Origin of the sequence: Kosakonia sp. (assembly GCF_032052965.1) — a bacterium.
GTDB lineage: Bacteria > Pseudomonadota > Gammaproteobacteria > Enterobacterales > Enterobacteriaceae > Kosakonia.
This window is the reverse complement of sequence record NZ_DAMBVN010000013.1, coordinates 94,022-119,266: the sequence shown is the minus strand read 5'-3', so window position 1 is coordinate 119,266 and position 25,245 is coordinate 94,022. Positions and strand designations below refer to the sequence as shown.

25 protein-coding genes are annotated in these 25,245 nt (G+C 54.5%); 15 read left to right on the top strand and 10 right to left on the bottom strand.

Going from position 1 to position 25,245, the window contains the following annotated elements; genetic code table 11:
- Positions 1-43: 43 nt before the first annotated feature.
- The 5 genes from RTX30_RS15940 to RTX30_RS15920 all read right to left on the bottom strand — a co-directional run bounded on the left by RTX30_RS15940 (position 44) and on the right by RTX30_RS15920 (position 4,657).
- Complete coding sequence (locus RTX30_RS15940; RefSeq protein ID WP_312691149.1) at positions 44-1,690, bottom strand: dihydroxyacetone kinase subunit DhaK; 1,647 nt, start codon at positions 1,688-1,690, stop codon at positions 44-46.
- 87 nt (positions 1,691-1,777) lie between these two features.
- Complete coding sequence (locus RTX30_RS15935; protein ID WP_312691148.1) at positions 1,778-2,269, bottom strand: hypothetical protein; 492 nt, start codon at positions 2,267-2,269, stop codon at positions 1,778-1,780.
- Between the two features lie 91 nt (positions 2,270-2,360).
- Positions 2,361-3,443: an LPS export ABC transporter permease LptG gene (lptG, locus tag RTX30_RS15930; protein ID WP_312691147.1), complete on the bottom strand. Its 1,083-nt coding sequence runs from the start codon at positions 3,441-3,443 to the stop codon at positions 2,361-2,363.
- Positions 3,443-4,543 (bottom strand): LPS export ABC transporter permease LptF, encoded by a 1,101-nt coding sequence (gene lptF / locus RTX30_RS15925; RefSeq protein ID WP_312691146.1) that lies wholly within the window; start codon positions 4,541-4,543, stop codon positions 3,443-3,445. The genes lptG and lptF overlap by 1 nt, the downstream gene beginning before the upstream one ends.
- 63 nt (positions 4,544-4,606) lie before the next feature.
- Positions 4,607-4,657, bottom strand: coding sequence for a hypothetical protein (locus RTX30_RS15920; RefSeq protein WP_216637209.1), 51 nt, complete (start codon positions 4,655-4,657; stop codon positions 4,607-4,609).
- 153 nt (positions 4,658-4,810) lie between these two features.
- Here RTX30_RS15920 and pepA point away from each other — a divergent pair, with 153 nt between their 5' ends.
- From pepA to RTX30_RS15905, 3 genes are all read left to right on the top strand, one after another.
- Entirely contained in the window at positions 4,811-6,322 is a 1,512-nt protein-coding gene (gene pepA / locus RTX30_RS15915; protein ID WP_312691145.1) for a leucyl aminopeptidase, read from the top strand.
- 164 nt (positions 6,323-6,486) lie between these two features.
- Complete coding sequence (gene holC / locus RTX30_RS15910; protein WP_312691144.1) at positions 6,487-6,930, top strand: DNA polymerase III subunit chi; 444 nt, start codon at positions 6,487-6,489, stop codon at positions 6,928-6,930.
- Positions 6,930-9,785, top strand: coding sequence for a valine--tRNA ligase (locus RTX30_RS15905; RefSeq protein WP_312691143.1), 2,856 nt, complete (start codon positions 6,930-6,932; stop codon positions 9,783-9,785). The genes holC and RTX30_RS15905 overlap by 1 nt, the downstream gene beginning before the upstream one ends.
- An 84-nt stretch (positions 9,786-9,869) precedes the next feature.
- On the opposite strand, the gene RTX30_RS15900 is transcribed toward RTX30_RS15905, so the two are convergent.
- Positions 9,870-11,072, bottom strand: coding sequence for a DUF898 family protein (locus RTX30_RS15900; protein WP_312691142.1), 1,203 nt, complete (start codon positions 11,070-11,072; stop codon positions 9,870-9,872).
- A 188-nt stretch (positions 11,073-11,260) separates the two neighbouring features.
- On the opposite strand from RTX30_RS15900, the gene RTX30_RS15895 reads away from it, so the two are divergent.
- On the top strand, positions 11,261-11,764 hold the full coding sequence (locus RTX30_RS15895; RefSeq protein WP_312691141.1) for a GNAT family N-acetyltransferase: 504 nt from the start codon (positions 11,261-11,263) through the stop codon (positions 11,762-11,764).
- Positions 11,765-11,781: 17 nt separating this feature from the next.
- Here the strand turns inward: RTX30_RS15895 and miaE are convergent, their stop codons facing one another.
- Together miaE and rraB are read right to left on the bottom strand one after the other, a co-directional pair.
- Complete coding sequence (miaE, locus tag RTX30_RS15890; RefSeq protein WP_312691140.1) at positions 11,782-12,540, bottom strand: tRNA isopentenyl-2-thiomethyl-A-37 hydroxylase MiaE; 759 nt, start codon at positions 12,538-12,540, stop codon at positions 11,782-11,784.
- Positions 12,541-12,584: 44 nt separating this feature from the next.
- The gene (gene rraB, locus RTX30_RS15885; RefSeq protein ID WP_312691139.1) at positions 12,585-13,010 is read right to left on the bottom strand and encodes a ribonuclease E inhibitor RraB; all 426 of its coding nucleotides are present in this window, start codon (positions 13,008-13,010) and stop codon (positions 12,585-12,587) included.
- 52 nt (positions 13,011-13,062) lie between these two features.
- On the opposite strand from rraB, the gene argL reads away from it, so the two are divergent.
- Both argL and argF (RTX30_RS15880) read left to right on the top strand, forming a co-directional pair.
- A complete protein-coding gene (gene argL, locus RTX30_RS22395) occupies positions 13,063-13,203 on the top strand; it encodes a putative translational regulatory protein ArgL (protein WP_409429824.1) in 141 nt (46 codons plus the stop codon).
- Positions 13,173-14,177 carry an ornithine carbamoyltransferase gene (gene argF, locus RTX30_RS15880; protein ID WP_312691138.1) on the top strand — a complete coding sequence of 335 codons (1,005 nt, stop codon included), beginning with the start codon at positions 13,173-13,175 and terminating at the stop codon, positions 14,175-14,177. Before argL ends, argF (RTX30_RS15880) begins: the two co-directional genes overlap by 31 nt.
- 43 nt (positions 14,178-14,220) lie before the next feature.
- On the opposite strand, the gene RTX30_RS15875 is transcribed toward argF (RTX30_RS15880), so the two are convergent.
- Positions 14,221-14,673, bottom strand: a complete 453-nt coding sequence (locus RTX30_RS15875) for a YhcH/YjgK/YiaL family protein (protein WP_312691137.1) — start codon at positions 14,671-14,673, stop codon at positions 14,221-14,223.
- Positions 14,674-15,352: 679 nt separating this feature from the next.
- On the opposite strand from RTX30_RS15875, the gene arcA reads away from it, so the two are divergent.
- The 9 genes from arcA to ridA all read left to right on the top strand — a co-directional run bounded on the left by arcA (position 15,353) and on the right by ridA (position 22,659).
- Entirely contained in the window at positions 15,353-16,573 is a 1,221-nt protein-coding gene (gene arcA / locus RTX30_RS15870; protein ID WP_312691136.1) for an arginine deiminase, read from the top strand.
- Positions 16,574-16,583: 10 nt separating this feature from the next.
- Positions 16,584-17,495 carry a carbamate kinase gene (gene arcC, locus RTX30_RS15865; RefSeq protein ID WP_312691135.1) on the top strand — a complete coding sequence of 304 codons (912 nt, stop codon included), beginning with the start codon at positions 16,584-16,586 and terminating at the stop codon, positions 17,493-17,495.
- A gap of 18 nt (positions 17,496-17,513) precedes the next feature.
- The gene (gene argF, locus RTX30_RS15860; RefSeq protein ID WP_312691134.1) at positions 17,514-18,518 is read left to right on the top strand and encodes an ornithine carbamoyltransferase; all 1,005 of its coding nucleotides are present in this window, start codon (positions 17,514-17,516) and stop codon (positions 18,516-18,518) included.
- A gap of 46 nt (positions 18,519-18,564) precedes the next feature.
- Entirely contained in the window at positions 18,565-19,968 is a 1,404-nt protein-coding gene (locus RTX30_RS15855) for a YfcC family protein (RefSeq protein ID WP_312691133.1), read from the top strand.
- Positions 19,969-20,069: 101 nt separating this feature from the next.
- Complete coding sequence (locus tag RTX30_RS15850; protein ID WP_312691132.1) at positions 20,070-20,558, top strand: ArgR family transcriptional regulator; 489 nt, start codon at positions 20,070-20,072, stop codon at positions 20,556-20,558.
- A gap of 90 nt (positions 20,559-20,648) precedes the next feature.
- Positions 20,649-20,753, top strand: coding sequence for a pyrBI operon leader peptide (locus tag RTX30_RS15845; RefSeq protein WP_312691131.1), 105 nt, complete (start codon positions 20,649-20,651; stop codon positions 20,751-20,753).
- Between the two features lie 36 nt (positions 20,754-20,789).
- Positions 20,790-21,725, top strand: a complete 936-nt coding sequence (pyrB, locus tag RTX30_RS15840; RefSeq protein WP_312691130.1) for an aspartate carbamoyltransferase — start codon at positions 20,790-20,792, stop codon at positions 21,723-21,725.
- Between the two features lie 12 nt (positions 21,726-21,737).
- On the top strand, positions 21,738-22,199 hold the full coding sequence (gene pyrI, locus RTX30_RS15835) for an aspartate carbamoyltransferase regulatory subunit (RefSeq protein WP_312691129.1): 462 nt from the start codon (positions 21,738-21,740) through the stop codon (positions 22,197-22,199).
- Positions 22,200-22,272: 73 nt separating this feature from the next.
- Positions 22,273-22,659, top strand: a complete 387-nt coding sequence (ridA, locus tag RTX30_RS15830; protein ID WP_312691128.1) for a 2-iminobutanoate/2-iminopropanoate deaminase — start codon at positions 22,273-22,275, stop codon at positions 22,657-22,659.
- An 81-nt stretch (positions 22,660-22,740) separates the two neighbouring features.
- Here ridA and RTX30_RS15825 read toward each other — a convergent pair whose 3' ends face one another.
- Positions 22,741-25,125 (bottom strand): family 20 glycosylhydrolase, encoded by a 2,385-nt coding sequence (locus tag RTX30_RS15825; RefSeq protein WP_312691127.1) that lies wholly within the window; start codon positions 25,123-25,125, stop codon positions 22,741-22,743.
- Positions 25,126-25,245 lie beyond the last annotated feature (120 nt).

Sequence of the window (25,245 nt, the reverse complement as noted above, 5' to 3'; positions counted from 1 at the left end):
CCTCCAGGTACATGCCGTGCCAGGGGGCGCTATCAGATAACGATTATCGGGCCTGTTCTGCGATGGCGGCAAACACCCCGGCAATGGCCACCGCTCCCGGATCGCTCACGCCATCAAGGTTTTCGCTGTTGACATAGGATGAGCGCCCCGCCCCCGCTTTTTGCATGGTCGCGGTGCTGGCAGCTCCGGTTTTTGCCGCTGCCACGGCCGCATCCAGCCCGCTGTCGCGCAGCGCTTCTAATGCCGGTTGCAGCGCATCGATCAGGGTGCGATCGCCCAGATCCGCCCCGCCATAATGTTTCATCTGCTTCAGCCCAAGGAGCAATGCTTCAGGCAGGGCCGTTCCGCTTTGTACCGCCTGGCCTGCGGCGGTAAAGAAGATTGACATCAGCACGCCGCTGGAGCCGCCCATTACCGTTGCCAGACGCTCGCCCGTCAGTTGCAGCAACTGGGCGCTGTTATTAAGCGGTAGCGCATTGTTTCCCAGTAAACGCACGATTTCATGCGCGCCTTCGGCAAAAGTGGAGCCGGTATCGCCGTCGCCAACCTTCGCATCCAGCGCATTGAGGCGGTTTTCCAGGTCGATCAGCGTTTGTGCGGCACGGCTGACCAGCGCCCTCACCTTCGGGTTCTCTGAAGGTTCAATTTCCAGTCCATCGTATACGGCATTGTGCGACTGTGTTTTTATCGGCGCGAACGGCACCGGTTTCTGCCAGCCGACGGTCTGCACCTCGGCGCAAATGGCCTGCTCAAACTGTTCATTCAGCCGCAGTAATGACAACGAGAAACCTTTCATATCCAGTGAACTGACCAGCGGCGCGGGACCAATCAGATAGGCAATCTGGTCTTTTAACGCGGAGTGCGCCAGTTCTTTGGTCAGCAGCGCCATTTCCAGTGCTGATACCCCGCCCAGGTTGTTGATCAGTACCGCGACGCGATCGTTACCGACCGCCGCCTGTAACGGTTCAACCAGCGTCTCGATCAGCGCTTTGCTGTTGTGGGTATCAACCGTGCTGGCGCCCGGTTCGCCATGGATGCCTAACCCCAGTTCAACTTTGCCTTGCTGAATACGCCCTTCCTCGCTGTCACTGCCCGGCAGGTTGCAGGTTTCCATTGCCAGCCCGAGGCTGTAGACGTTGTCGCAGGCCTGTTGGGCAATGTCGCGTACTTCGCTGAGCGATTTACCGTGTTCAGCAGCATGACCGGCGATTTTGTGGACCAGTGCAGTACCCGCAATGCCGCGCGGCTGTTTGTTGTCTGGCAGGGCGATGTCATCAGCGACAATCACCATCTCCACCTTCAGGCCGTAGCGCTTGGCTTTTTCAGCCGCGAGGCCAAAGTTCAGCCGGTCGCCAGTGTAGTTTTTGACAATCAGCAGGCAACCGCGATCGCCGGTGACCGCGACAATGGCATTGAGAACGGCATCGACACTCGGCGAGGCAAAAACATCGCCACAGACGGCCGCTGTCAGCATGCCTTTACCCACAAACCCGGCATGGGCGGGTTCGTGGCCGGAGCCACCGCCGGAAATCACCGCCACGCGGCTTTTATCCCAGTCGGCACGGGCAACAATACGAATAGCAGGATCAATATCGAGTCGGACGAGGTTGCCGTGCGGAGCTGAAATTACCAAACCTTCAATGGCATCATTGACCAGTTGTTTGCGGTCATTGAAAAAGAATCTGGACATGGTCTTCCACTATGTTGTGAATGGTATGCAAAAGCATAGCCCCTGGCGCGCGCCACGACACAAAGAACAGAATTTACTGAGTTACGGTTACGGTGTTGTCCGGCCAAAGATGGTGCGATACCCGCGAAGCGCGCGCAGCTGTTCAAGGCGATGGCTTTGCCAGAATGCGCCCACCATTGCCAGCACCAGCAACCCGCCGTGCAGGTACATAGAAAGGCGCTCATCAAGCAGGACAAAACCGGCAATCGCGGGCGGTAAAAAGATAAAACAGGCAAATTCGAGCGTTTTTTCCGCAAGATCAAAGCGGGGTAATACCCGGTCAGCCTGCTTTTCTTCCGGAGAGCCTGCCCGCACTGTCCCCACGACGCGAGCCAGCGCATCGGCACGGCGGGTGAAATACGCCACCAGGCCTAACGCCATCATGGTGATCAGAACTTCAACTGCCAGCACGACGCTGTCGCCAATCAACGAAGCAAACCACTGCGCGCCAATTACCGCCAGGATCAGCACGGAACTGAGCATGGCGAAAAAGAAAATAGCGGAAAAACGCAGAATACTGCGGATCAACCATGACAACATGCCGATTCCTTGCTGAAAAACGAAGAGAGGCCGCAGCCTCTCCAGAGATAGACACAAACCGCTTCGGCCACTGCCTGAAAACGGTAGCGGGTTAACTTTTGCGCATCATCAACCATAAACTGATGCAGAAGAAGGTCGCACTTGGTAACAGTGCTCCCAATACCGGGGGAATGCCGTAATACAGCGTCAGTGGGCCAAAAATCTTATCCAGCAGGTAGAACACAAACCCAAAGCTGATACCGGTCACCACGCGTAGGCCCATCGCCACGCTACGCAGCGGGCCAAAGATAAACGACAGCGCCATCAACATCATCACCGCGACGGAGAGCGGCTGGAAGATTTTGCTCCACATGTTGAGCTGGTAACGCCCGGAATCCTGGCCACTCGACTTCAGATACTTCACATAGTTGTGCAAGCCGCTGATCGACAGCGCGTCTGGATCAAGCGCCACCACGCCGAGTTTGTCTGGCGTGAGGTTTGTTTTCCACGTGTTGCTGACGGTCTGCGTGCCGGTGATCTGTTTCGGATCGGTCAGGTTCGATTCATCCACCTGCGACAGACGCCAGATTTTCTGGTCGGTATCAAACTTCGCGGAGGCCGCATACCGAACCGACTGCAAGCGGCGCTCATTGTTGAACGCGTAAATACTGACGCCGCCCAGTTCATTCTCGTCTTTCACCCGCTCGATATAGACAAAGTCGTTGCCGTCTTTAGCCCACAGCCCTTGCTGGGTAGAGAGCAACGAACCGCCATACATCGACTGCGCGCGCTGATTACGTGCCATCTGCTCGCCCTGGGGAGCTACCCACTCGCCAATCGCCATGGTCAGCAGCACCAGCGGGATCGCTGTTTTCATCACCGATAACGCCACCTGCATACGGGTGTAGCCGGAAGCCTGCATCACCACCAGCTCACTGCGTTGCGCCAGCATGCCCAGGCCCAGCAGTGCGCCAAGCAGCGCCGCCATTGGGAAGAAGACCTGAATATCTTTCGGCACGCTGAGGATGGTGTACATCCCCGCGCCCAGCGCGTCGTACGAGCCTTGCCCGGCTTTTTTCAGCTGATCAACAAACTTGATAATGCCGGAGAGCGACACCAGCATGAATAACGTCATCATGATGGTGGTGAAAATGGTTTTACCGATATAGCGGTCAAGTACGCCAAAAGCCTGCATTATACCGCTCCTCCTGGCGCAAAACGGGCGCGGATCCGGCGCATTAGCACGGTATCCCAGAGATTCAGCGCGACAGCCAGCGCCAGATAAAGAAGGTTCACTGCCCACATCCAGATCATTGGATCCAGCTTGCCTTTCGCACCGTTGGAACGCAGCGACGTTTGCAGCAGGAAGAAAACAAGGTACAGCAGCATTGCCGGCAACATGGAGAGCACCCGCCCCTGACGCGGGTTCACCACGCTCAGCGGCACAACCATCAGCGCCATCATAAACACCGTGAATACCAGCGTTAAACGCCAGTGCAGCTCTGCGCGGGCGCGATCGTTATCGGTATTGATGAGCGTGCGCATATCCATCTGCTCGGTATCCGAAGGATCGAGCGTAACGGCCTGATGGCCAATAACCGCCTGGTAATTCTGGAAATCCGTGATGCGGAAATCACGCAGCATCGCTGTCCCTTCAAAGCGCGTGCCTTTGTTAAGCGTCACCACCTGGGAACCATCTTTATGCTGGCTAATTTGCCCCGAATCGGCAACCACGACCGACGGGCGCGCATTGCCTTTTGGGCGAAGCTGCGCAAGGAAGACGTTATGGAAAGTGCGGCCTTCCACCCCTTCGATAAACAGGACGGAATTGCCATCTGATGCCTGCTGGAACTGGCCCTGTGCCAGTGCGGCCATGCCGGGGTTGGCTTTGGCATCTGCCAGCACCTGATCCTGATGGCGAGACGACCACGGGCCAGCCCACATCACGTTGACTGCCGCCACCGCACCGGTAAACAGCGCAAGGATCATGGCGGCTTTCACCAGGACGCCGCGACTGAGACCGCAGGCGTGCATAACCGTGATTTCGCTTTCGGTATAAAGTTTACCCAGCGTCATGAGCAGGCCGAGAAACAGACTCAACGGCAGGATAAGCTGCGCCATTTCAGGCACGCCCAGACCCAGCAAGGAGAGTACAAGGTTGGTAGGGATTTCACCGTCTGCCGCTGCGCCTAAAATTCGTACCAGTTTTTGACAAAAGAAAATCAAAAGCAGGATGAATAGTATCGCAAGCTGGCTTTTCAGCGTCTCCCGAGCCAGATATCTTATGATTATCACTTTAATTACGCCCGTAAAAACCAGTCTTTTTCCTGGAAAATCGCTTGTTTCATGGCTTAAACGTCATTTATTCTCTTGAGTCGTCGAAATCATCGCTAAGATTAATATACTCAGCGGATACGTGCGTAAGACCCGATTCTGACGCGCCTAAACCGAAGTAACATTAAGATTAACACGAAGTCACCGCAACAGCGGACACGAGTTACGAAAGCTTGCAATTCTATCCGTAGCCGCCGCCGTTGTCTTTAAGATTCAGGAGCGTAGTGCATGGAGTTCAGTGTAAAAAGCGGTAGCCCGGAGAAACAGCGGAGTGCCTGCATCGTTGTCGGTGTCTTTGAGCCGCGCCGACTCTCTCCGATTGCCGAACAACTTGATAAGATCAGCGACGGCTACATCAGCGCGCTGCTGCGTCGCGGCGAACTGGAAGGCAAGCCGGGGCAAACGTTGTTGCTTCATCACGTACCGAATGTCCTCTCTGAGCGTATTTTGCTGATTGGCTGCGGTAAAGAGCGTGAACTGGATGAGCGCCAGTACAAGCAAGTAATCCAGAAAACAATCAATACGCTGAATGATACAGGCTCAATGGAAGCCGTCTGTTTCCTGACTGAATTGCACGTCAAGGGGCGTAACACTTACTGGAAAGTACGCCAGGCCGTCGAAACCGCGAAAGAGACGCTGTACAGCTTCGATCAACTGAAAACCAACAAAAGCGAGCCACGTCGTCCGCTGCGTAAAATGGTGTTTAACGTGCCGACCCGCCGCGAGCTGACCAGTGGCGAGCGAGCCATTCAGCATGGGCTGGCCATTGCCGCCGGTATTAAAGCAGCGAAAGATCTCGGTAACATGCCGCCAAACATTTGTAACGCCGGTTACCTCGCCTCTCAGGCACGCCAGCTGGCCGACACCTATAGTAAAAACGTCATCACGCGCGTTATTGGCGAGCAACAGATGCGCGAGCTGGGGATGCACTCCTACCTGGCAGTAGGCCAGGGTTCGCAGAACGAATCGCTGATGTCGGTCATCGAATACAAAGGCAACCCGTCTGAAGATGCGCGCCCGATCGTGCTGGTCGGTAAAGGCCTGACGTTCGACTCTGGCGGTATTTCGATCAAACCTGCCGAAGGCATGGATGAGATGAAATACGATATGTGCGGCGCGGCGGCTGTATATGGCGTGATGCGCATGGTGGCCGAGTTGCAATTGCCGATCAACGTGATTGGTGTGCTGGCGGGCTGTGAAAACATGCCTGGTGGGCGTGCGTACCGCCCGGGTGATGTGCTGACCACCATGTCCGGCCAGACCGTTGAAGTACTGAATACGGACGCGGAAGGCCGCCTGGTACTGTGCGATGTACTGACCTATGTGGAGCGTTTCGAGCCGGAAGCGGTGATCGATGTGGCAACGCTGACCGGCGCATGCGTGATTGCGTTGGGCCATCATATTACCGGCCTGCTGTCGAACCATAATCCGCTAGCGCATGAACTGATTGGCGCGTCTGAACAAGCGGGTGACCGCGCATGGCGTTTACCGCTGGGCGACGAATACCAGGAGCAACTGGAGTCTAATTTTGCGGATATGGCGAACATTGGCGGCCGTCCTGGCGGAGCAATCACCGCGGGTTGCTTCCTGTCGCGCTTTGCCCGTAAGTACAACTGGGCCCACCTGGACATCGCCGGGACGGCATGGCGCTCCGGTAAAGCCAAAGGTGCCACCGGCCGTCCGGTTGCGATGCTGTCGCAATTCCTGCTGAACCGCGCCGGATTTAACGGCGAAGAGTAGTTGTCGTCCACGCCGGATGGCTGCGATTGCCGGGTGACGGCAACTGAGCAAATCCCCAGGAGCAGAGTGACCTCTGTGACTGGGGTGCGCAAAGGCAGCCGACAAAGCGGCTACGCCAACGACGACAGATATAGCGTTTAAATCCTCAACCAAAAGCCCCATATATGAAAAATGCAACGTTCTACCTTCTGGACAATGACAACGCCGTTGATGGCTTAAACGCCGTAGAACAACTGGTGTGTGAGATTGCCGCAGAACGTTGGCGCAATGGCAAACGCGTGTTGATCGCCTGTGCTGATGAGCAACAGGCGATTCGGCTGGATGAGGCGCTGTGGGCGCGTCCGCCGGAAAGCTTTGTTCCGCACAACCTGGCGGGCGAAGGCCCACGCGGAGGTGCGCCAGTCGAGCTGGCCTGGCCGCAAAAGCGCAGTAGCAGTCCGCGCGATGTATTGATCAGCCTGCGCGTGGAATTTGCAGATTTTGCCACCGCTTTCACAGAAGTGGTAGACTTCGTTCCTTATGAAGACTCTCTGAAACAACTGGCGCGCGAACGCTATAAAGCCTACCGCGTGGCCGGTTTCAACCTGAACACGGCAACCTGGAAATAATGGAAAAGACATACAACCCCAAAGATATCGAACAGCCGCTGTACGAGCAGTGGGAAAAGCAGGGCTATTTCAAACCCAACGGTGATGAAAGCCAGGAAAGCTTCTGCATCATGATCCCGCCGCCGAACGTCACCGGCAGTTTGCATATGGGCCACGCCTTCCAGCAAACCATCATGGATACCATGATCCGTTACCAGCGCATGCAGGGCAAAAACACCCTGTGGCAGGCGGGGACTGACCATGCCGGTATCGCTACCCAGATGGTGGTTGAACGTAAAATTGCCGCAGAAGAAGGGAAAACCCGTCACGACTACGGTCGCGAAGCGTTTATCGACAAAATCTGGCAGTGGAAAGCGGAATCTGGCGGCACCATTACCCGCCAGATGCGCCGTCTTGGCAACTCTGTGGACTGGGAGCGTGAGCGCTTCACCATGGACGAAGGCCTATCCAATGCCGTAAAAGAAGTCTTTGTCCGCCTGTACCAGGAAGACCTGATTTACCGTGGCAAACGCCTGGTAAACTGGGATCCGAAACTGCGCACCGCCATTTCCGATCTGGAAGTGGAAAACCGCGAGTCCAAAGGCTCAATGTGGCATATCCGCTACCCGCTGGCCGACGGTGCAAAAACCGCCGACGGTAAAGATTATCTTGTCGTCGCCACCACGCGTCCGGAAACCCTGCTCGGCGATACCGGCGTAGCGGTAAACCCGGAAGATCCGCGTTACAAAGATCTGATTGGCAAATTTGTAGTACTGCCGCTGGTGAACCGCCGTATTCCGATTGTTGGCGATGAACACGCCGACATGGAAAAAGGCACCGGCTGCGTGAAAATTACCCCGGCGCATGACTTTAACGACTACGAAGTGGGTCGTCGCCACAAGTTGCCGATGATCAACATCCTGACCTTTGACGGCGATATCCGTGAAAGCGCGCAGGTATATGACACTAACGGTAACGAATCCGACGTTTACCCGGCAGACATCCCGGCAGATTTCCAGAAACTGGAGCGTTTTGCCGCGCGTAAAGCAATAGTCGCCGCAGTAGACGCGCTCGGCCTGCTGGAAGAGATCAAACCGCACGACCTGACCGTTCCTTATGGCGATCGCGGCGGCGTGGTGATTGAACCGATGCTGACCGACCAGTGGTACGTGCGTGCCGACGTACTGGCGAAACCGGCAGTAGAAGCAGTGGAAAACGGCGATATCCAGTTCGTACCGAAGCAGTACGAAAACATGTACTTCTCCTGGATGCGTGACATTCAGGACTGGTGTATCTCCCGCCAGCTGTGGTGGGGCCACCGTATTCCGGCCTGGTACGACAACGATGGCAACGTTTATGTTGGTCGCAGCGAAGACGAAGTGCGTCAGGAGAATAACCTCTCTGCGGACATCGCCCTGCGTCAGGACGAAGACGTGCTCGATACCTGGTTCTCTTCTGCGCTGTGGACCTTCTCGACCCTCGGCTGGCCGGAAAACACCGACGCGCTGCGTCAGTTCCACCCGACCAGCGTCATGGTCAGCGGCTTCGACATCATCTTCTTCTGGATTGCGCGCATGATCATGATGACCATGCACTTTATCAAAGATGAGAATGGCAAACCGCAGGTGCCGTTTAAGACCGTCTACATGACGGGCCTTATCCGCGATGACGAAGGCCAGAAGATGTCCAAATCCAAGGGCAACGTGATTGACCCGCTGGATATGGTGGACGGTATTTCGCTGGCGGATCTGTTGGAAAAACGCACCGGCAACATGATGCAGCCGCAACTGGCGGAGAAAATCCGCAAGCGCACCGAGAAACAGTTCCCGGACGGCATTGAACCGCATGGCACCGATGCCCTGCGCTTCACGCTAGCGGCGCTGGCATCTACCGGACGCGATATCAACTGGGATATGAAGCGCCTGGAAGGTTACCGTAACTTCTGTAACAAGCTGTGGAACGCCAGCCGCTTTGTGCTGATGAACACCGAAGATCAGGATTGTGGCTTTAACGGCGGCGAAAAAGTGCTGTCGCTGGCAGATCGCTGGATCCTCGCTGAATTCAACCAGACCATTAAAGCTTACCGTGATGCGCTGGATAACTACCGCTTCGACATTGCAGCAGGCATCCTGTACGAGTTCACGTGGAACCAGTTCTGTGACTGGTACCTTGAGCTGACCAAACCGGTTATGAATGGCGGTTCTGACGCGGAACTGCGCGGTACCCGCCATACGCTGGTTACCGTGCTGGAAGGTCTGCTGCGTCTTGCGCATCCGATCATTCCGTTTATCACGGAAACGATCTGGCAGCGCGTGAAAGTGCTGAAAGGCATTACTGCAGACACCATCATGCTGCAGCCGTTCCCGCAATACGACGCCGCTCAGGTTGACGAGAAAGCGCTGGCGGATACCGAATGGCTGAAGCAGGCGATCATCGCAGTACGTAATATCCGTGCTGAGATGAACATCTCCCCGGGTAAACCGCTGGAGCTGCTGCTGCGTAGCGCAAGCGAAGAGGTTAAACGTCGTGTGAACGATAACCTCAGCTTCCTGCAAACGCTGGCGCGCCTGGAGAACATCACCCTGCTCGCTGACAACGATAAAGGCCCGGTATCGGTTACCAAGATCGTTGATGGCGCAGAGTTACTGATCCCAATGGCTGGTCTTATCGATAAAGAGACTGAGCTGGCGCGTCTGGCAAAAGAAGTGGCGAAAGTGGAGCAAGAAATTGGCCGCATCGAAAGCAAACTCGGCAATGAAGGCTTTGTTGCTCGCGCACCGGAAGCGGTGATTGCGAAAGAGCGTGAGAAGCTGGAAGGGTATGCAGAAGCCAAAGCGAAGTTGATTGAGCAACAGGCCGTTATCGCCGCGCTGTAATCACTCTGCGTTAAAGAAAAAACCGGGCTATATGCCCGGTTTTTTTATTGGCAGGACGAAAAAGCCCTGCGCAATACACGCAGATTAAAACGCTGCCGGATAGAACGACAGACCACGCGCCAGCAGGTTTGCCGGATCTTTGGCCGGTTGCACGCCGTGATCTTCAAGCGTGACAGCTTCCAGATCGCCATGTACAAGGGTATTTTCCAGCAAGTAACGGGTCATACGCACTTTTGCCCACGGCCAGGCCAGGAACAGCGTAATGAAGCACACCAGCATGTTAGAGATGGAGATCCAGAACATGCGACCGATGCCGACCGTAGAAGAGAAACGAATCCCCCCTTCCAGAACCAGTTGCCCGTAAATGTAAGCACGCAGTTTCACAAACGCGAACAGGAAGCAGACAATCGCCCCGGCGATATAAATCAGGTAGCTCAGCATTAATTTGCCATACAGCGGCCCCATCATCATGGCTAATTGCTCCGGATCGCCGCCCGCTGCGTAGGCATACTCTTGCAACGTAATAAATGACGGAACGACCAGCACCATAACCAGCACGATAAACGGCACGAACAGCAACATCGACAGCACCACAATGGTGATGCATTTTTTCATTGAAATCTCGCCGGAGAATTTCAGTTTGCCGTATTGCAGATTATTTATCAGCATACCGAACCACTGCGCAGCATATACACCTTGCATAATGGCAATGCCCAGCAGTAATACCAACATACCGATGCCAATTAGCGTAGCAATAGCGCCATATGAGTCACTACTTAATGCCGATGTGGTAAAGAAAGAGAACACGACCACCGATGCGATAATAATCAGCAGCGGGCACCCCATCATTACCCACCAGGCGCGAAGCGGGCTGGCATAAAAGTTAAAACGTACGCCGTTGATTTCCGTCATCAACATCTGATAACGCAGCCCCTGCGTGATCAACCACGGGAAGAAAATCAGGAACAGCGCAATCATACAGAGTTGCAGAGCGATGTTTTCATACGCAACGTTAATAAAGAAAATCGCATACAGTACCAGCAGACACAGCCAGCCCACGAAAATAGAGCGCCCGGTGGCATGGTAAGAAAAACGGGCACCAGCGAGTTCGGTATTTTCGTAAAAATAACGGCGCGCGCGTACTAACGCCCAGGGCAAATATAACCCCAACGTTACTAAGGTAAGCAGAATATTTACCAGCCACACCAAGAAATAGCCTTTACCACTGCCTTGAAAAAGAAAACGACGCACAGGCGTGGCCGCGGAACCAGGAGTTTCGGAAGTCATAACAATCCTTATCGTAAAAGAGACATAAAAAAGTACACCACAACAATATTGCGGCAGGGTTATCTCCACAATTTATTTTAGATTAGTTAAGGCTAAAATATAGCGCCCAATATTCCTGGTCTTGCCAGAAGGTTTCTGTAGTGGTATTAAGCAGGATCACGTTATCCCCACAAAAACAGAGTGCAGAAATGAATGTGACCGCGCCGGTAGAGGTAAAAATGCGCCGGATTGCTGCGACAGACAACGCAGCTATCGCCTCGGTGATCCGTCAGGTTTCGGCGGAATATGGCCTTACCGCCGATAAAGGCTACACCGTTGCCGACCCGGAACTGGACGAGCTCTATCAGCTTTACAGCCGACCTGGCTGTGCGTACTGGGTTGTGGAACAAAACGGCAATGTCGTAGGCGGAGGCGGCGTTGCGCCGCTCAAATGCAGCGAACCGGACATCTGCGAATTGCAGAAGATGTATTTCCTGCCCGCCGCACGCGGCCAGGGCCTGGCGAAAAAACTGGCGCACATGGCACTGGAACACGCCCGCATTCAGGGATTCAAACGCTGTTATCTGGAAACCACCGCCTTTCTTACCGATGCCATCGGCCTGTATGAGCATTTAGGGTTTGAGCATATCGACGGGCCGCTGGGTTGTACCGGCCACGTGGACTGCGAAGTTCGGATGTTGAAAACGCTGTAATAGCGCAGCGCGCAGTATTACACCGGCACACCGCTGTGAAAACGAAACTCCGAATCCGGCGTCGTGATAAGCAACGCTTCCACCTCACCGAAATGGCGTACACGCGGGGCAATATCCACCGTTGAAATCGCCTGCGCCAGCGTCAGGTAATCCTGGTAATGGCGCGCCTCGGAGCGCAACAGCGACAAATAGAACTTGCGCAAATCCTCTTCCAGCCACGGTGCCAGAGCCGCAAAACGCTCACAAGAACGGGCTTCAATATAAGCCCCGCAAATTAATTTATCGACCAGCGTCAGCGGCTCATGGGTGCGAACTTCTTTCAGCATCCCTTTGGCATAGCGGCTGGCTGTGATTTTCACGTAGGGAATGTGACGGGCCTGCATCGCTTCGCGCACTTGCCAGAAGTGGTGCAGCTCTTCTTTAATCAACAACACCATGCTGTCGATAAGTTGTTGGCCCCAGGCGTCATCAGTCTGCGGCATGACGCTTTTGCTGATTTGCTTATGCAGTGCAACAAAGTCCGGCTCCGGCCCTTCGCGAAAGGTGAATGCTTCATAGGGTTTCAGCCACGCCAGCAGCGCATCTGCACCGCTTTTATCCGCCACATATTTGCGCACCAGCAACATCGCGGTTTGCGCGGCTTTCAGCTCGCACACCATATGATCGGTTAAGAGCAGCGGTAGCATTGCCGGATCGCGGGCTTTGTCTATCCAGGATTGCGGTGTCGGGCAGTGAAGGAAGGCTGAAACAGGGGCGAGTATTTGCAGGTAATCCATGGCTATTCCTTGCTATGCGGCAGCCTGGGCTGCCGCAACGGTCATCAGTGACGTACTCCATCATCTTCTTCGTCGAGGTACTCGTCATCATCATCCTCGTCGCCTTCTTCGGCGTTCGGATCTTCGTAGTAAGTGCCCCACCCGTCATATTCGACGTCGAACTTCTCGGCCAGATTCAGCAACTGCTCAACCTGCGCATCGATCAGATCGGCATTCAATGCACTTTCGCTCAGCACATCGCAACAGATCACGACGTCGCCCTCTTCCAGCTCCAGCTCTTCCGGCTCGGTCACTTCGTAACCCAGTTTGAACGCTTCAACCGCCGCTTTTTCCAGCGTCTCAAAGTCGTCTGCCGACAGGTGATGCTCAATGGTGTAAAGCGCGTCAGGATCGCTGCCGTCTTCCAGCAATTCTTCAATAATCAAACGCGTCTCTTCGCGCTGTTCTTCCAGGTGTTCCGGGTTCGCCATGGCTCGTTCCTCATAATGTGGCAGATACACTTATTGTCACACACCGCCGTCAATGCCTCCACTCTCTGCAGAAAAGATTTCTTTCCCGGGGTTGCAAATGCATATTCATACATATAAATTGAATTTTAATTCAACTAGTGGCCTTTGCCATGTGAGGAAAACATGTCTTCTTTTTATCAAAAACACTTCTTAAAATTACTCGATTTTACCTCTGCGGAAATCAATTCCCTGCTGCAACTTGCCTCTCAACTGAAGGCTGACAAGAAAAAAGGCCAGGAAGTCCAGAAGCTTACCGGCAAAAACATCGCGCTCATCTTCGAAAAAGACTCAACCCGTACACGATGCTCTTTCGAAGTTGCCGCATTTGATCAGGGTGCCCGCGTAACGTATCTCGGCTCAAGCGGCAGTCAGATTGGGCATAAAGAGTCAATTAAAGATACCGCGCGCGTACTGGGCCGGATGTATGACGGCATTCAGTATCGCGGCTACGGCCAGCCGATCGTTGAAACACTGGCGCAGTATGCCGGCGTGCCGGTCTGGAATGGATTAACCGATGAGTTTCACCCAACACAGTTGCTGGCGGATCTGTTAACGATGCGTGAGCATCTGCCGGGTAAACCGTTCAGCCAGATGACGCTGGTCTATGCGGGCGATGCGCGCAACAACATGGGTAACTCCATGCTGGAGGCTGCAGCGCTGGTGGGGCTGGACTTACGTCTGGTCGCGCCAAAAGCCTGTTGGCCGAATGCCAGCCTGGTGGCGGAATGCCAGGCGCTGGCAATCAAAAACGGCGGCAATATTACCCTGACGGAAGATATCGCTGCAGGCGTGAAGGGTGCGGATTTCATCTATACCGATGTCTGGTTGTCGATGGGAGAAGCCAAAGAGAAGTGGGCGGAACGTATTGCGCTGCTGCGCCCCTACCAGGTCAACAGCAAAATGCTGTCGCTGACCGGCAACCCGCAGGTGAAATTCCTGCATTGCCTGCCCGCATTCCATGATGATCAAACCACGCTTGGCAAAAAAATGGCGGAAGAGTTTGGTTTACACGGCGGAATGGAAGTGACCGACGAGGTGTTCGAATCCCCGGCAAGCATTGTGTTTGACCAGGCGGAAAACCGCATGCACACCATCAAAGCGGTAATGGTAGCAACTCTGAGCCAATAACCTTTACAGGCCCGGTGTGCGCAACGCTACCGGGCCGCCATTTTTAGCCCACCAGCAGTTTCACAACCACTTTGCGTACCTGTGCAGGCGTGTTCACTGCACACAGCGGTTTATGCACTTCGCCCGGATAGAACACAACAAAGTCGCCTTCGTTCAGCACCACGGTCTTTTCCTGCACCCCTTCCGGCAAAAAGGCGATGTCTTTGTCTGCCAGCCAGTCGGTGTCCGGCGCGCCCGCGGGCTGCGTACTGAATGTCATCCCCTCCTGCCCTTTCAGCACGATCTGAATATCAAGATACCGGGCGTGATACTCCGCGCGACGTTCAACAAACGGTTGTGTCATATCTTCTGATACCAGATAAAACAAACGGCTACCGTCGATATCATGCTTACCCACCGGCGTTGCATCGGTAACATGCTGCTTAATATGCTCGATAGCCTGGCGCAGCTCCTGCGGCAACCAGGACTGTAAATGGTGAATATTGCCAACGATCATTGTTCAAACCCTCGATATAAAACACTGTTTCATTTCTCATGTTTATACGAAAATTCCCGCGCCCCTACCACCCTTTTTTGCAGGAGATTTGTTACAGCGCATAGTTATTGGAAATGATGTTAATTGGCTGTTAAAGCGCAGGCCGCATTTATGCAGTAATCCTGCATAAAGCCAGAAATGATTAACGGTGGCTTGTACCACAATGCATTGATAATTAAAGTTTTATCAAAAAACATGCTGGCACATCACATTTTATCATCCCGTTTATTTCTGCATAAATACAATAATTATCCCTGACGAATGTTCAGGGAAAGAATATTGTATTCCCTTTAATGCATATCTATGTATCAAGAACCGATAATACATTAAAAATCAATTGGTTAAATAATAATAAAAATCAATCAATCACCACATACTCATAACAACCATAAATAATTACACGCATTAACGCGTAGGCATTCATCCTTATATTACGGCTAAATTACTATTCTCTGATACGAATCATGCATTCGAAAACAAAGCATTCTGTCGCCATTTCGACGTGAGCCATGTCACATTTTTAATTCCAGTCACATCTACTATTAACCGTGAAAATTAATTGAATTTACCCCGCCATGAAATTAATGCATTTACATGGCGCGCCCCCTTTTTATTCTTAAAAACAGTTAAAGGAATAATTATGGAAAAGCATTACGTCGGTTCTGAAATAGGTCAATTACGTAGTGTCATGTTGCACCGCCCAAATTTAAGCCTGAAACGCTTAACCCCGTCTAATTGTCAGGAGTTGCTCTTTGATGATGTTTTATCGGTGGAGCGGGCCGGTGCCGAACATGATATTTTTGCTAACACGCTGCGCGAACAGGGTGTTGAAGTCCTGCTGTTAACCGACTTGCTAACACAAACGCTTGATATAGCAGAAGCAAAAGCCTGGCTACTGGAGATGCAAATCTCTGATTATCGACTCGGGCCAACCTTCGCTGGTGATGTGCGAAGCTGGCTGGCGGATATGCCGCACCGCGAACTGGCGCGGCGACTGAGCGGTGGCCTGACTTATGGTGAAATTCCGGCAATGATTAAAAATATGGTTGTTGATACCCACACAGCCAATGATTTTATTATGAAGCCGCTGCCTAACCATTTATTTACCCGCGATACCTCATGCTGGATTTATAACGGTGTGTCGATTAATCCGATGGCTAAAACAGCCCGTCAACGCGAAACCAATAATCTCCGCGCAATATATCGCTGGCACCCGGCCTTCGCCGGGGGTGATTTTATTAAATATTTCGGCGATGAAAATATTAATTATGACCATGCCACTCTCGAAGGCGGCGATGTTTTAGTCATTGGTCGCGGCGCGGTATTAATTGGCCTGTCGGAACGCACCACGCCGCAGGGCGTCGAGTTTCTTGCCAACAGCCTGTTTAAACACCGTCAGGCAGAGCGCGTTATCGCCGTAGAACTGCCGAAGCACCGGTCCTGCATGCACCTCGATACGGTAATGACACATATCGATGTCGACGTTTTCTCTGTTTACCCCGAAGTGGTACGCAAAGACGCCCAGTGCTGGACGCTCACCCCGGACGGGCGTGGCGGCCTGCAACGCACCCAGGAACAGGACTTATTGCACGCCATTGAAAAAGCCCTCGGCATTGATCAGGTCCGTTTGATCACCACCGGCGGTGATGCCTTTGAAGCGGAGCGCGAACAGTGGAACGACGCCAACAATGTCCTGACGCTGCGCCCAGGTGTGGTGGTGGGCTATGAACGCAACATCTGGACCAACGAAAAATACGACAAAGCGGGGATCACTGTTCTGCCAATCCCCGGCGACGAACTGGGACGCGGGCGCGGCGGCGCACGCTGCATGAGTTGCCCGCTGGAACGAGACGGAATTTAAAGGAGCCATCATGGACAGAAAACCGACGCTGGTTGTCGCTCTCGGCGGCAATGCACTACTCAAACGTGGCGAACCTCTTGAAGCGGCAATCCAAAGGCAGAACATCGATCTTGCCGCCCGCACCATCGCCGCGCTGACCGGGCAATGGAACGTGGTGCTGGTGCACGGCAACGGGCCGCAAGTCGGCTTGCTGGCGCTGCAAAATAGTGCCTATGACAAAGTGACACCCTACCCGCTCGACATTCTGGGAGCGGAAAGCCAGGGAATGATTGGCTACATGCTGCAACAGGCACTGAAAAATCAGCTGCCACAGCGTGAAGTGAGCGTCCTGCTCACACAGGTCGAAGTGGATGCAGCCGATCCGGCATTCCGCAACCCGACCAAATATATCGGCCCGGTTTATAGCGAAGCGCAGGCGAATGCGTTACAGCACGAAAAAGGCTGGTTGTTCAAAGCCGACGGGCGTTATTTCCGTCGCGTTGTTCCCTCTCCACAACCCAAACGCATTGTAGAAAGCGACGCCATTATGGCGCTGATCCAGCGAGACCATCTGGTGATCTGTAACGGCGGTGGCGGCGTGCCGGTGGTGGAAAACGCCAACGGCTACCACGGTATTGAAGCCGTGATCGACAAAGACCTCTCCGCCGCGCTACTGGCACGCCAGATCGAAGCCGATGCCCTGCTGATCCTGACCGATGCCGACGCTGTCTATCTCGATTGGGGAAAACCGACGCAGCGCCCGCTGGCGCAAATCTCACCCGCGGTTTTGAAAGAAATGACCTTCGACGCCGGTTCGATGGGCCCCAAAGTCGCCGCCTGTCGCCAGTTCGTTGAAGCCTGCAACGGCATCGCCGGGATCGGCGCACTGGCCGATGGCCTTTCCATCCTCGCCGGGGATAAAGGCACTCTGATTCGTAACTGATTTCATAAGGACACTGAAATGACTATCACGCTGAAAAACCGTAACTTTCTTAAACTGCTGGACTACACACCGGCCGAGATCCAACACCTGATCGATCTGGCCATTACGCTAAAAGCCGACAAAAAAGCCGGGCGAGAAAAGAAAACACTGGTCGGCAAAAACATTGCGCTGATCTTTGAAAAAACCTCTACCCGCACCCGTTGCGCGTTTGAAGTTGGTGCTTTCGATCAGGGCGCACAGGTGACTTATCTCGGGCCAAGCGGTTCACAAATTGGCCATAAAGAATCAATGAAGGACACTGCACGCGTACTGGGCCGGATGTATGACGGCATTGAATATCGCGGTTACGGGCAAGCGATCGTGGAAGAGCTGGGGCAATATGCTGGCGTGCCGGTATGGAACGGCTTAACCAACGAGTTCCACCCCACGCAGATCCTCGCCGATCTGATGACCATGCTGGAGCATGCGCCCGGTAAGTCCCTGCAAGATTTGAGTTTTGCCTATCTGGGCGACGCCCGTAACAACATGGGTAACTCGCTGATGGTGGGGGCGGCAAAAATGGGGATGGATATCCGCCTGGTGGCACCGAAGTCCTTCTGGCCGGAAGAGACGCTGGTTGCCCATTGCCGCGACATTGCGCAGCAGACCGGCGCTCGCATTATGCTCACCGATGATGTGGAGGAAGGCGTTCAGGGCGTTGATTTTCTTTACACCGACGTCTGGGTGTCGATGGGTGAGCCGAAAGAAGCCTGGTCTGAACGCGTCAGCCTGATGAAACCCTATCAGATCAATGCCGCCGTAGTGAAAGCGACCGGCAACCCTAACGTCAAATTTATGCACTGTCTGCCCGCGTTCCACAACGAGCACACCAAAGTGGGCAGTGAAATTGAAATGGCGTACGGGTTGAAAGGGCTGGAAGTCACCGAAGAGGTGTTTGAGTCCCCTGCCTCTATCGTCTTTGACGAAGCAGAAAACCGTATGCACACCATTAAAGCGGTCATGGTGGCAACACTCGGCGACTAACCTTCACCCGGCGCGCCACGGGTGCGCCGGGGCTACGGAGAACATCATGGGCAAGTTCAAATTCCCTTCCGCTTACACCATTCTCTTTTGTCTGATTGCCGCTGTTGCAGCACTAAGCTGGGTGATCCCCGCCGGGCAGTATCAAATGGCAATGAACCCGGCGCTCGGTAAAGAGGTGCCCATTGCCGGAACCTATGCGCACGTTGCGGCCCATCCACAAGGGCTGATTGCGGTGATCATGGCGCCAATCAGCGGTCTCTACGATCCCGTGAGCGGCCAGGCGGGCGCCATTGATGTGGCGTTATTTATTCTGATCATCGGCGGTTTTCTGGGCATCGTCACCAAAACAGGGGCGATCGATGCCGGTATTGAGCGCGTCACTACCCGTCTGCGCGGGCGTGAAGAGTGGATGATCCCGATTCTGATGGCGCTCTTCGCCGCAGGCGGCACCATCTACGGTATGGCGGAAGAGTCGTTACCGTTCTATACGTTGCTGGTGCCGGTGATGCTGGCTGCCGGGTTCGATCCAGTGGTTGCGGCCTCGACCATCCTGCTCGGCGCGGGGATTGGTACACTCGGTTCGACCATCAACCCCTTTGCCACGGTGATTGCCGCCAACGCCGCCGGGATCCCCTTTACCCACGGCATGATCCTGCGTGTTGTTATGTTATTAACTGGCTGGCTAGTCTGCGTGGCGTGGGTGATGCGTTACGCGCGAAAAGTGCGGAGTAACCCGGCGCTATCAATAGTCGCCGACAAGCAGGAAGAAGACCGGGCCTGGTTTCTCGGCAATAAATCGGCACAGTCGCTGGCGTTTACGCCGGTACGAAAAATTATCCTGATGATTTTTGTGCTGGCTTTCGCGGTGATGATTTACGGCGTTTCGGTGCGCGGCTGGTGGATGGCGGAGATCTCGGCGGTGTTTCTCGCCAGTGCGATTATTATTGGCGTTATTGCCAGAATGAGTGAAGAGGAGCTGACGTCCACCTTTATCAACGGTGCGCGGGACTTGCTGGGCGTGGCACTGATTATTGGCATTGCGCGCGGCATCGTGGTGATCATGGATAAGGGAATGATTACTCACACGATTCTGCACAGCGCAGAGGGCATGGTCAGCGGGTTATCCACGATTGCGTTTATCAACGTGATGTACTGGCTGGAGGTGGTGCTGTCGTTTCTTGTGCCTTCTTCATCCGGGCTGGCGGTTCTGACGATGCCGATCATGGCGCCGCTGGCTGATTTCGCTAACGTCAACCGCGACCTGGTGGTCACGGCCTATCAATCGGCATCTGGCCTTGTCAATCTGGTCACGCCCACCTCCGCGGTGGTGATGGGCGGTCTGGCGATTGCTCATGTTCCCTATGTGCGTTACCTGAAATGGGTGGCACCGCTGCTGGCGATCCTGACTGTTCTGATCATGGCGGCGTTGAGCCTTGGCGCCCTGCTGTAGCGTACCGGATGACGCTGTGCTTATCTGGCCTACAGTCAGGTTTATGTAGGCCCGGTTGCACTGTATTGCCGGGCTGTTGGCACATCAATGGGAAAAATAACATGAACGAATATGGAGATTATTCTGCAAAAGAGCAGCTACAGCTGGAGGTTTGCCAGCGTCTGATCAGCGAAAAAAGCTACCTCTCGCAGGAGGAAATTCGCCGCGATCTGCAGGATCGCGGTTTTGACAGTATCAGCCAGTCTACCGTTTCCCGTCTGTTGAAATTGCTCGGCGTGATTAAAATTCGCAACGCAAAAGGGCAAAAAATTTATTCGGTAAATCCGCAGTCACGTCCCGCGCCGGATGCCGCCAGATCGGTATCTGAAATGGTGGTCAGCGTCGAGCACAATAGCGAATTTATCCTTATCCATACGGCGGCAGGCTATGGCCGCGCCGTGGCTCGGATTCTGGATTACCAGCAGTTATCCGGCGTGCTCGGGGTGGTGGCCGGCAGCAGCATTGTCTGGGTCGCTCCGCGTGAGGTCGCACGCACTGCGCTGGTGTACAAGCAAATAAAATATTTACTTAAAACGCATTTATATTCATAGAGAACCGTTTGCCATGATTAAAATGTGCATCATTCGCTTGATCCGCAAAAACAGCTGCGTATAATCCGGGACAATTTGCCGGGAGGATGCATGGTCAAGTGTGTACGACAAACTGTCTTACCGCGCCTGAAAAAGGGCGCTGACCTGCCGTTTTTCTTTCCCGTTGCTCACCGTATTCCACAGCCCCTCTATTGAGGGGCTTTTTTTTTGCGCAGTCGTCAGGAGATAAACATGGCTAACCCGCTGTATCAAAAACATATCATTTCCATAAACGATCTCAGCCGCGAAGAACTGGAACTGGTACTCGACACCGCAGCACGCCTGAAGGCTAACCCCCAGCCAGAACTGCTGAAGCATAAAGTGATCGCCAGTTGTTTCTTTGAAGCCTCTACCCGCACGCGTCTCTCTTTCGAAACGTCGATGCACCGACTCGGCGCCAGCGTCGTCGGTTTCTCTGACAGCAGCAACACCTCGCTTGGCAAGAAAGGTGAAACGCTGGCAGACACCATCTCGGTGATCAGCACCTATGTGGACGCTATTGTGATGCGACACCCACAGGAAGGTGCGGCACGACTGGCCACGGAGTTTTCTGGCGGCATTCCGGTCCTGAACGCAGGCGACGGCGCAAACCAGCACCCGACGCAAACCTTGCTGGATCTGTTTACCATTCAGGAAACGCAGGGCCGCCTGGAAAATCTTCATATCGCGATGGTCGGCGACCTGAAGTATGGCCGTACCGTGCACTCGCTGGCGCAGGCGCTGGCCAAGTTCAGCGGTAACCGTTTCTACTTTATCGCGCCGGATGCGCTGGCAATGCCGCAGTACATCCTCGACATGCTGGATGAGAAAGGCATGGCCTGGAGCGTACACGCCAGCATCGAAGAGGTGATGGCAGACGTCGATATCCTGTATATGACCCGCGTGCAGAAAGAGCGCCTCGACCCGTCGGAATACGCCAACGTTAAAGCGCAGTTTGTGCTGCGCGCCAGCGACCTGACCGGGGCGCGCAGCAATATGAAAGTGCTGCACCCACTGCCGCGTGTTGATGAAATCACCACCGATGTGGATAAAACGCCGCACGCCTGGTATTTCCAGCAAGCCGGTAACGGTATTTTCGCCCGCCAGGCACTGCTGGCGCTGGTTCTCAATCGCGATTTGGCTCTGTAAGGGAGAATGACAATGACTCACGATAATAAACTGCAGGTCGAAGCCATCAAATGCGGCACCGTGATTGACCATATTCCGGCACGGGTCGGCTTTAAGCTGCTGACGCTGTTCAAACTGACCGAAACCGATCAACGCATCACCATCGGCCTGAATCTGCCATCGGGCGAGATGGGCCGTAAGGATTTGATTAAAATTGAAAACACCTTTCTGACCGCCGAGCAGGTTAATCAGTTAGCACTGTATGCCCCGCACGCCACGGTAAACCGTATTGACGATTACGAAGTTGTGGGTAAATCGCGCCCGAGTCTGCCGGATCATATTGTCGGCGTGCTGGTGTGCCCGAACAGTAACTGCATCAGCCACGCGGAGCCGGTCTTCTCCAGCTTCGCCGTGAAAAAACGGGCGGACGATATCGCGCTGAAGTGCAAATACTGTGAGAAAGAGTTCTCGCACCATGTGGTGCTGGCGAACTAATTGCGGTTGGTATTGGGGTACGCCCTCCCTATAATGAGCAGGAACCCCTATTTGTAGTCATTCAGGAACTATTATGACCAAAGTTATCGCGACGGAAAATGCACCAGCAGCTATCGGCCCGTATGTGCAGGCTGTTGATCTTGGCAATATGATCCTTACTTCCGGTCAGATCCCGGTTGATCCGAAAACGGGTAGCGTGCCGGACGACATCGCAGCACAGGCGCGTCAGTCGCTGGAAAACGTGAAAGCAATCGTCGAAGCGGCGGGTCTGAAAGTGGGCGACATTGTGAAAACCACAGTGTTCGTCAAAGATCTTAATGATTTCGCGACCGTAAACGCCACCTACGAAGCGTTCTTTACTGAGCACAATGCCGCGTTCCCGGCGCGCTCCTGCGTGGAAGTGGCACGTCTGCCGAAAGATGTGAAGATCGAAATCGAAGCCATTGCTGTACGCCGTTAAGACACGGGCCTGATGGCGGTTCCGTCATCAGGCCTGCGCTCTTCAGAGCCGGACATACTCACTCGCTGTCCGGCTCTTTTATTATCGGTTATGTGTTGCCCGCAGCAGTGTTTCCAGCGGTACGACGGCGGCAATCACCACTTCATCCTGGGTCTTCGCCGCATTATCCAGCTCATTCTGAATCGCGGTAATTTCGCCCTCATCCAGCGTTCCCTGCCTCGCCACCAGATCCGTCAGCCGCAGGCCAATCGCTGCCAGTTTGTCGACCTCGGTTATTACCGGCTGCATCGGTTTTAACAGCGCGTTGCTGGTGCTGAGCGCCAGCGCATCGCTGGTATTGTTCTGCCAACGGTTGAAGATATGGCGCAGTGCATCGGCACTTTCGCTATCTTCTGCATCGCTGACCAGTCGCTCGGCCCATTTATTCATCTGCCGCACGGTATAGCTCTCTGCAGCCAGCGCATCGGCAAAACGGTTAAGCGGCTCAAACTGATGGTAATTGCCCGCCTGGAATTTCAGATGCTGGCGCGTGTAGTAATGCGCCGGTTCAATCGCCTGGGCGAGGATTTGTAGCGGCACCGTATCGGCACTGTTCGCCAGACGGGTAAACTGCGCGAGTTGCTGGCTATGCTGCTGCAGACCAACCGAAACCGTGGACCAGCTGTCCATCGCTTGCAGGCGGGTGTACATATTGTCGATATCGTTCACATCCTGCGCCGACCACAAGCGCTCTGCCACCGCAAACGCGCGCGGCCACAGTTTGATATCCAGTACGGGCGCCACGACGTTTTCCGCCCACAGCGCCGCTTCGCCCCCCAGCAGGTTCGCCTGTTGACTGGCGTCCGGCACCACGGGAGGCTTCCCGTCGGGTACCGCATCCAACCGCATACCGGAGATGGGGTAACGCGTATTGCCCAGCAGGAAATAGCCGCCGATGTTGTTCTCGTTAATGGTGATCACCGGTCGGGTTTCGCCCATCCAGCTGTCGACGGTAAACGTGACATGATGGTCGCTGTACCAGTGAATGTTCTGCACAGCGCGCCGCGATTTCCCTTTAAAATCAATAAAGCCGCGCCAGCCTTCCCGGCCTTTCACCAGCGTAAAACTCCCTTCGACCGGGCTTCCTTTCAGGCGCGGCATCGAAAACGCCCAGCTCTGGGCACTGTCGTTATCGGTGAGCGTATCCACACCGTTCAACCCTTGCGGCACAATTTCATTGCGGTAGTGATAAGCCGTGTACTGCGGCTGATCGAGATAAAAACCTGTCGAAAGGATACCTTTGTAACCCTGTTTCGCTACCTCGCCCAGCGCATCCTGCCCTTGCCAGGATTGGATCAAAATACGCTTCGGCAGATCAGGGTGGTAAATCTCATCCCAGCCAACCATCTGGCGGTGGTGTTTTTCGAGGAGTGTTTCCAGTTTGCGGTTGAAATAGGCCTGCAACGCATGGCTGTCGGCCAGCGCGTTTTGCTGCATAAATTGCTGGATCGCCGCATTGTTCTTCCATTGCGTGTCATCCACCTCATCGCCGCCAACATGCAGGTAAGGATCGGGAAAGATCGCGGCCAGTTCGCTGATCATTGTCTCAGCAAAAGCGTATGTTGCCGCTTTTGTCGGATCCAGCACCGGTTTCAGTACGCCCCAGTGACGTTCCATTGTGTAAGGCCCTGGCGCACTCATCAGCTCCGGGTAAGCCACCGCAATGGCCGATGCATGCCCCGGCATGTCGATTTCCGGCACCACACGAATACCGCGCGCCATGGCATAACGCACCACATCGCGCATTTGATCTTCGCTGTACCACTGCCCATCGCTGGCGAGTTGGGTCAGTTTGGGGTAGCGCTTCGAGCTGAAGCGCCAGCCTTGATCGTCGGTTAAATGCCAGTGCAGGACGTTCAGTTTTGCCGCCGCCATACCGTCAATCTGGCGTTTGATGTCTTCGACGGGCACAAAATGACGGGCCGAGTCGAGCAGTAAACCACGCCACGGAAAACGCGGCGCATCATGAATGGTAACCCATGGCAGCGCGGTATTTTCTGCACCGTTTTGTATCAGTTGCAGCAGCGTTTCCATTGCGCGTAGCGCGCCGAAGCGTGTGTTTGCCGCGATTGCCACACCACTGGCGTCCACGTTCAGGGTGTAGCTTTCATCGCTATCCGGCATCGGCTGTGCGGGTACTTTATGGGCAATGGCGATCGTGATGGTGGCGGTGTTCGGGTGGTCTGCTTGCGGCTGGAGCGTCCAGCCGGTCTGGCGTGCAATACGCGCACGTAGTCGACTCACGGCATCACCCAGATCGTCGCCCTGGACGCGCACCGACAGCGCATTATCAAGTACCAGGCTTCCCTGCGTCGCCGGACGTTCAACATGTGCCGGCCACGGCATCAAGGGTAAATCCCCGGCGGGTGCAGCAAGGGCAGACGTGCCGAGCAGCAACCCGGCGGTTAAGAGGCTGTGACGTAACATAATGTTCCTTCAGAGGGCGGGAAGGCGAAGTAGAACATTGGGTTAACATGCGCCGGATGCGGGGTCAAGCGCACGGCCAGACGACGATCACAGGTTATTGAAATTAAGAGAAATACCCGG